Source organism: Streptomyces sp. WI03-4A, assembly GCF_033792105.1.
Lineage (GTDB): Bacteria > Actinomycetota > Actinomycetes > Streptomycetales > Streptomycetaceae > Streptomyces > Streptomyces collinus_A.
In genome coordinates, this window is the sequence record NZ_JARAUO010000051.1 from 52,368 (window position 1) to 60,370 (window position 8,003).

Consider the following 8,003-nt stretch of genomic DNA (forward strand, 5'->3'; position numbering starts at 1 on the left):
CATGGCGTCGGCAGCGGCGGCCGGGGCCCCACCGGGCCCCGCCGTGTCCAAGAGCCGCAAGAGCGTGACCGGCACCCGCCGGACGGTGGCAGCCCTCTTCCTGCTGCCGGCCCTGGTGCTGCTGGGCGCGCTCGTGGTCTACCCGATCGGGTACTCGATCGTCCGCAGCTTCTACAACGCCTCGGGCGACGGCTTCGCCGGGGTCGACAACTACAAGGCGCTGTTCACCGACGACGGCATCCGCACGGCGCTGAAGAACAACGTGATCTGGGTGGTGTTCGCCCCGACGGTCTCCACCGCGCTCGGCCTGATGTTCGCGGTGCTGACCGAACGGGTGCGCTGGGGAACGGCGTTCAAGCTGGTCGTCTTCATGCCGATGGCGATCTCGATGCTGGCGGCCGGGATCATCTTCCGGCTGGTCTACGACCAGGACCCGGACAAGGGCGTCGCCAACGCGGTGTGGGTGGGCGTCCACGACACGTTCGCCCCGTCGTCGGCGTTCCCGAAGGCGCACCCGGGCCGCGAGTCGCCGCTCCGGCCCGACCAGGGCGGCTTCGTCACCAGGACGACGGTGCGCGCGGGACGGCCGGTCGCCCTGCCGCTGGTCGGTGTCGCCCCCGACCAGCTCCCCGGTGACACGAAGAAGGCGGTGGCCGCCCGGCCGGAGCCCGGGAAGGTCACCGGCACCACCTGGCAGGACTTCACCCGCGGCAAGGGCGTGGGCAGGCTGGGCGCGCCCGACCCGTCCGAGCCGGGTTACGCCGGGATGCGGATCGAGGCGGTGAAGGACGGCACGGTGGTGGCCTCCACGACGGCCGCGGCGGACGGCACCTTCACGCTGCCGGCCGAGGCCGACGGGGCCGTGCTGCGGCTGCCGGCGGCCAACTTCAAGGAACCGTACAACGGCGTCGACTGGCTCGGCCCCTCGCTGGTCACCCCGGCCATCATCGGCTCGTACGTGTGGATGTGGGCGGGCTTCGCGATGGTGCTGATCGCGGCCGGGCTCGCGGGCGTGCCCCGGGAGCTGCTGGAGGCCGCGCGTGTGGACGGCGCCAACGAGTGGCAGGTCTTCCGCCGGATCACCGTGCCGCTGCTGGCTCCGGTGCTCGCGGTGGTCATGGTCACGCTGATGATCAACGTGCTCAAGGTGTTCGACCTCGTCTACATCATCGCGCCGGGCTCCTCGCAGGACGACGCGAACGTGCTGGCCCTTGAGCTGTACCGGAAGGGCTTCGCGGAGAGCCAGCCGGGTATCGCGAGCGCCATCGCGGTGTTCCTGCTGTTGCTGGTGATCCCGGTGATGCTGTTCAACATTCGTCGGCTGAGGCGGGAGGTGCGGCGATGACCACGGCCACCGGAAGCGTCGCGAAGGCGGCGGCCGCGGGCCCGCCGGCCCCGGCGCGGCAGTCGCTGGGGTCCCGGATCACCGAGAAGCTGAGCGGCGGTCTGGTCCGGGTCTTCCTCCTCCTCGTCGGTCTGTTCTGGCTGGTGCCGACCATCGGCCTGCTCATCTCCTCCCTGCGCGCGCCGGAGGAGATGAGCGCGAGCGGCTGGTGGAAGGTGTTCGCGAAGCCGTCCCAGCTGACCTTCGAGAGCTACCGGAAGCTGCTGGAGAACGGCGACATCACCCACTCCCTGGTGAACACCGTGCTGATCACCGTCCCGGCCACGCTGCTGGTCGTGGTGATCGGTTCGCTGGCCGGTTACGCGTTCGCGTGGATGGAGTTCCCCGGCCGGGACTGGTGGTTCCTCGGCGTGGTCAGCCTGCTGGTGGTCCCGGTCCAGGTCGCGCTGATCCCGATCGCCGAACTTTTCGGGAACATCGGTCTGTTCGGGACGATCCTCGGGGTGATCCTGTTCCACGTCGGCTTCGGTCTGCCGTTCGCGGTGTTCCTGCTGCGGAACTTCTTCGCGGAGATCCCGAGGGAGCTGCTGGAGGCGGCCCGGCTCGACGGGGCGGGCGAACTGCGTTTGTTCGCCCGGGTGGTGATGCCGCTCGGCGGCCCCGCGATCGCGAGCCTCGGCATCTTCCAGTTCCTGTGGGTGTGGAACGACATGCTGGTGGCGCTGGTGTTCACGAAGTCGGGCTCGCAGCCGATCACGGTGGCCCTGCAGACGCAGGTCCGCCAGTTCGGCAACAACATCGACGTCCTGGCGCCGGGCGCCTTCATCTCGATGGTGATCCCGCTGGCCGTGTTCTTCGCGTTCCAGCGGCAGTTCGTGTCCGGTGTGATGGCGGGCGCGGTCAAGTAGACACGCTACAGCGGCGTTTCGCGGGGGCGGGTCGTCAACGGCCCGCCCCTCGGCGTTCACCCGGAAGTCCCCCACATGCCGCATGGACCGTAACCAAGTCACTCCATCGGCCGTTGCCGGGCAGAACGCCCGCGCCGACCGACCCATGGATGTCCCTTGCCCAGGTTCAGTGTCATTGTCCCCGCGTACAAGGTCCAGGCGTATCTCCCCCAGTGCCTGGACTCGGTGCTCTCCCAGTCGTGCACGGACCTCGAACTGATCGCCGTGGACGACCGGTCACCGGACGCCTGCGGCGCGATCATCGACGAGTACGCCGCCCGGGACGTCCGGGTGAAGGCCGTGCACCTGCCGGAGAACCAGGGGCTCGGCCGGGCCCGCAACGCGGGCATCGCCGAGGCGACGGGCGAGTACCTGGTCTTCCTGGACAGCGACGACACGCTCACCCCGGACGCGCTGCGCGCCGTCGCCGACCGGATCAAGGAGACCGGCGAGCCGGACGTGCTGGTCTTCGACTACGCGCGCACCTACTGGACCGGCGAGACGGTCCGCAACCAGCTCGCCGCTCACCTGACCGAGGACGGTCCCGCCCCGTTCCGCCTCGAGGACCGGCCGGGGCTGCTGCGGGTGCTGATGGTCGCCTGGAACAAGGCATACCGGCGGGAGTTCGTCGCCGAGCACGGCTTCACGTTCCCGCCGGGCTACTACGAGGACACCCCCTGGACCTTCCCGGCCCTGATGGCCGCCGAGTCGATCGCCACCCTGGACCGGGTGTGCGTGCACTACCGGCAGCGCCGGCAGGGCAACATCCTGCGCACCACGAGCCGCAGGCACTTCGACGTCTTCGACCAGTACGACCGGGTGTTCGCCTACGTGGCGCAGCGTCCCGAACTCGCGCGCTGGCGGCCGGAGCTGTTCCGCCGGATGATCGACCACTATCTGGTGATCCTCGGCCGCCGGGACCGGCTGCCGCGCGGCAGCCGCGCCGAGTTCGTCCGCCGGGCCCGCGCCCAGTACCGCGTCCACCGCGTCCCCGGCACCCGGGTGCCGCCGCGCTCCCGGCCGCGGCACGCCCTGATCCGGTTCGGTCTGCACCGCACCTTCCAGGCCCTGCGCCTGGCCTCGGCGGTGCGCCGCCGGGCCCTGAAGTCCGCACTGAAGGTGACCCGTTCGCTCAGGTCCGCCGCGCTGCGGCTGCACTACCGGGTCCAGCGGTGCCTGCCGCTCCGGTCCGACCGTGCGGTGTTCGCCGCCCGCGGCGGACGCGGTCACGGCGGCGACCCGGGCGCGCTGGAGCAGGCGTTCCGCACGCACGCCCCGCACGTCCGCACCGCGTGGATCGCCCACCCCGAGCACCGGCACGACGTCCCGCCGGGCCCGCGCGGGCTGTGCCCCGGCTCGGCCGCCTACTGGACGGCGCTGGCCCGCTCCAAGTACCTGGTGAACGACGGCGATTTCGACCGCGGGCTGCACAAGCGCCGCGGCCAGGTCCTCGTCCAGACCCGGCGGGGCACCCCGCTCAAGCACATGGGCCTCGACCTCCAGGAGCGCCCGGCGGCGGACCGGGGCACCGACTTCGGGGAGCTGCTGCGCGAGGTCGACCGGTGGGACTACGTGCTCTCGGGCAACCGGCACTCGAGCCTGACCTGGGAGCGGGTCCTCCCGGGCCGGTACACGGTGCTGGAGTACGGCCACCCGCGCAACGACGTCTTCCAGCAGGCCACCGCGGCCGATGTCACCCGGCTGCGCGAGTCGCTGGGCATCCCGGAGGGCTCGGTCGCGATCCTCTACGCGCCCACCTACCGCGACCATCACCGCACCCAGCGCCCGCCGCTCGACCTGGAGCGCGTCCTGAGCCGTCTGGGACCGCGCTTCGTGATCCTCGCCCGGCCCCACCCCGAGCGCGGCGGCTGCCTCGGCCGGGGCCCCCGGGTCATCGACGTCTCGGAGCACCCGAGCGTGGAGTCCCTGTGCCTGGCCTCGGACGCGCTGCTCACCGACTACTCCTCGCTGATGTTCGACTACGCGGGCCTGGACCGGCCGATCGTCGTCCACACCGGGGACCTGGACGTCTACGACGCGACCCGGGGCACCTACTTCGACCTGCGCGCCTTCCCGCCGGGCGCGGTGGCGGGCACCGAGGACGAGGTGATCGACATCTTCGCCACCGGCCACTGGCGCGGCTCGCGCTCCGCCCAGCTGCGGGCGTCCTTCCGGGAGCGGTTCTGCCCGTACGACGACGGACGCGCCGCCGAACGCGTCGTCCGGCACGTGGTGCTGGGCGAGACGGAGGGGCGGCCGGAGCCGGTTCCGCCGGCCGCGCGCGAGCCGGTCCCGTCGGCGGCGGCATCCGCGCGCCCGCCGCTGGCCACCGTGCCGCAACCTTCCGGCCCCCTCCCCGTCACCGAGAGCCGCTGAACACCGTTGGTCCTACCAGGAGTCCGCATGCCCCTCAGTACGACGCGGCCCGCCCCGGCCCGGCCGTCCACCTGGCGCCCCGCCGGACGGCCCAGCCGCGTCAGCAAGACAACAGAAAGAGCAGAATGCCCCGCTTCAGCATCATCGTCCCGTCCCACGGGGTCGCTGGCCGGCTGTCCCAGGCACTGGACTCGGTGCTCGGCCAGTCCTTCGGCGACCTGGAGCTGATCCCGGTCTGCGACGGTCCCGACGCCCCGGCCGCCGCGGTGGCGGCCGGATACGCCGACCGGGACTCCCGGGTGACACCGGTCGACTCGCCGCCGTCCGCCGGTCTGAGCGGGGCGCGCAACGCCGGGCTGCGGGTGGCGACCGGCGCGTACGTGCTGTTCCTGGACGGCGACGACCTGCTGCTGCCCGGTGCGCTGGCGGCGCTGGACGAACGGCTGACCCGGACGGCCGGGGTCGACATCCTGTACGTCGAGCACGAGCGGACGCCCTGGTGGGAGGGCGAGCCGGGGAACCCGGCCGCCGCGCTGCTGGCCGGGGCGCCGAAGGGGGCCTTCGCTCCGGACGCGTGCCCGGAGCTGACCGGCGTGCGGCTGCCGGCCTGGAGCGCCGTCTACCGCCGCACCTTCCTCACCGAGCACGGACTCACCTTCCCCGACGGCCACTTCACGGACCTCGGCTGGGCCGGACTGACGGCGATCGCCGCCGAGCGGGTCGCGGTGCTGCGCCGGGTCGTGGTGCGCCACCGGCTGCGCCGGCAGGGCAGCCGGCTCAACCTGCCGGGACCGCACCAGCACACCCTGCTCGACCAGGTGGAGCTGGTGCTGACCAGGGCGGCCGGCAGCGGGCTGTCCGCCGAGCGGAGCCGGGCCCTGTTCGACCAGCTGTTCGCGCAGGTGCTGAGGACGGCGTCCCGGCCCGAGCGGCTGCCCGCCGGGCACCGGGCGTTCTTCCGCCGGGCCGGGCGCCTCTACCGACGGCACCGGCCCGCCGGCCACCAGGCGCCGGGCGGCAGCCTGGGCGTGCAGCACCGGCTACTGGCGACCGGCGCGTACACCGCGTTCCGCGCCCTGCGCGGCGCCAACCAGGCGGCGGCCAAGGCCGGTTCGGCCGTACCCCGGCCGCGCATGCTCCGCACCCGGCTGCGCTACGCCCGTGACCTGCGCCGCCCGCTGGACCCGAACCTGGCCGTGTACTGCGCCTACTGGGGCCGCGGCTACGCCTGCAACCCGGCCGCGATCCACGCCCGAGCCCGGGAACTCGCCCCGCACATCCGCTCGGTGTTCCTGGTCGAGGCCGACCAGGCGCACGCGATGCCGAAGGACGTCGAGCACGCGGTGATCGGCTCCCGCCGCGCCTGGGAGCTGCTGGCCCGCGCCACCTACCTGATCAACAACGCCAACTTCGCCGAGGGCGTCGTCAAGCGGCCGGGCAGCGTGCACCTGCAGACCCAGCACGGCACCCCGCTGAAGACGATGGGGGTCGACCAGTCGACGTACCCGGTGGTGGCCGCGCGGTCGGGCAGCTTCACCAAGCTGCTGGGCCGGGTGGACCGCTGGGACTACAACCTGTCCGCCAACCGCCACTCCACCCAGATGTGGGAGCGCGCCTTCCCTGGCTCGTACGAGCACCTGGAGTACGGCTATCCGCGCAACGACGTCTACTACACCGCCACGGCCGACGACGTGGCCCGCGTCCGGCGGGAGCTGGGCGTGCCCGAGGGCCGGACGGCCGTGCTGTACGCGCCGACCCACCGCGACCACCACACCGGCTTCGAGCCCGGCCTCGACCTGGAGGCGTTCTGCGAGGCGGCCGGGGAGGACGTGGTGGTGCTGCTGCGCGCCCACTACTTCTACGACCGGGGCCACGGCGCCGGGGCGGGCCGCGGCGGGCGGGTCATCGACGTGACCGCGCACCGCTCCGCCGAGGACGTGTGCCTGGCCGCGGACGCGCTGGTCACGGACTACTCGTCGATCATGTTCGACTACGCCAACCTGGACCGGCCGATCGTCGTGTACGCCGACGACTGGGAGGTCTACCGGGAGACCCGCGGCGTCTGCTTCGACCTGATGACGGAGCCGCCGGGACCGGTCGCCCGCACGGCCGGGGAGCTGGCCCGCGTCTTCCGCGACGGCATTTACGCGGCGCCGGAGTCCCGGGCCGCGCGGGCCGCGTTCCGTGAGCGGTTCTGCCAGTTCGACGACGGCCGGGCCGCCGAGCGGGTGGTACGGCGGGTGCTGCTGGGCGAACCGCCGGAGGCGATCCCGCCGGTGGTCCCGCTCGCCGAGCGCGTCCCCGCCCCCGCCGCCGCGACCCTCGTGAGGAGCTGACCCGCCGTGCCCCGCTTCAGTGTCATCGTCCCCTGCTTCAAGGTGCAGGGCTTCCTGCGCGAGTGCCTGGACTCGGTACTGCTGCAGTCCTTCGGCGACCTCGAACTGATCGCCGTGGACGACTGCTCGCCGGACGACTGCGGCGCGATCCTGGAAGAGTACGCGGACCGCGACCCGCGGGTGAAGGTGCTGCACCTGCCGGAGAACGTCGGCCTCGGCCGGGCGCGCAACGCCGGACTGCCGCACGCCACCGGCGACTACCTGCTCTTCCTGGACAGCGACGACACCCTCACCCCGGGCGCGCTGCGCGCGACGGCCGACCGGCTGGCCGAGGCCGACGACCCGGACGTGCTGGTCTTCGACTACGCGCGCACCTACTGGTGGGGCGGCACCCGGCGCAACGCGCTCGCGCACGTGCTGGCGCAGGCCGGCGCGGACACCTTCACGGTCACCGGCCGGCCGGAGATCCTGGACCTGCTGATGGTGGTGTGGAACAAGGTCTACCGGCGCGACTTCGTCGAGGAGCACGGCTTCGCGTTCCCGCCCGGCTACTACGAGGACACCCCCTGGACCTTCCCGGTGCTGCTCAGCGCCCGGCGGATCGCCGTCCTGGACCGGATCTGCCTGAACTACCGGCAGCGCAGGCAGGGCAACATCCTGTCCACCACCAGCCGCAAGCACTTCGACATCCACGACCAGTACGAGCGGGTCTTCGCCTTCGTGGACCGGCACGAGGAGCTGGCGGTCCACCGGCCCTACCTGCACCGCAAGATGGGCGAGCACTGCCTGGACATCCTGGCCAAGCCGGACCGGCTGCCGCCGGAGGACAAGGCGGAGTTCTTCCGGCGCACGGCGGAGATGTTCCGCAGGCACCGGCCCGAGGGCGCGCTCGTGGACGGGGAGGTCGCCCTGCTGGAGGGCTCCTACGCGGCGTACCGGCTGCGGCGGCAGGCCGGGCGGGCGGGCCGGGAGGCGGTGCGGCGGGCGGCCGCGGTGCGC

Annotated in this window: 5 protein-coding genes; all 5 read left to right on the forward strand. The window is 72.7% G+C overall.

What is annotated here, in order from left to right; genetic code table 11:
* The first annotated feature begins 1 nt into the window (after nt 1).
* Nucleotides 2-1,345, forward strand: a complete 1,344-nt coding sequence (locus PV343_RS35440; RefSeq protein ID WP_319151141.1) for a carbohydrate ABC transporter permease — start codon at nt 2-4, stop codon at nt 1,343-1,345.
* Nucleotides 1,342-2,253 carry a carbohydrate ABC transporter permease gene (locus tag PV343_RS35445; RefSeq protein ID WP_319151142.1) on the forward strand — a complete coding sequence of 304 codons (912 nt, stop codon included), beginning with the start codon at nt 1,342-1,344 and terminating at the stop codon, nt 2,251-2,253. The genes PV343_RS35440 and PV343_RS35445 overlap by 4 nt, the downstream gene beginning before the upstream one ends.
* Nucleotides 2,254-2,409: 156 nt before the next feature.
* On the forward strand, nt 2,410-4,668 hold the full coding sequence (locus PV343_RS35450) for a bifunctional glycosyltransferase family 2 protein/CDP-glycerol:glycerophosphate glycerophosphotransferase (RefSeq protein ID WP_319151143.1): 2,259 nt from the start codon (nt 2,410-2,412) through the stop codon (nt 4,666-4,668).
* A 125-nt stretch (nt 4,669-4,793) separates the two neighbouring features.
* Nucleotides 4,794-7,004 carry a CDP-glycerol glycerophosphotransferase family protein gene (locus PV343_RS35455; protein ID WP_319151144.1) on the forward strand — a complete coding sequence of 737 codons (2,211 nt, stop codon included), beginning with the start codon at nt 4,794-4,796 and terminating at the stop codon, nt 7,002-7,004.
* Nucleotides 7,005-7,010: 6 nt separating this feature from the next.
* The coding region (locus tag PV343_RS35460) for a glycosyltransferase (protein WP_319151145.1) at nt 7,011-8,003 on the forward strand (993 nt) is incomplete at its 3' end.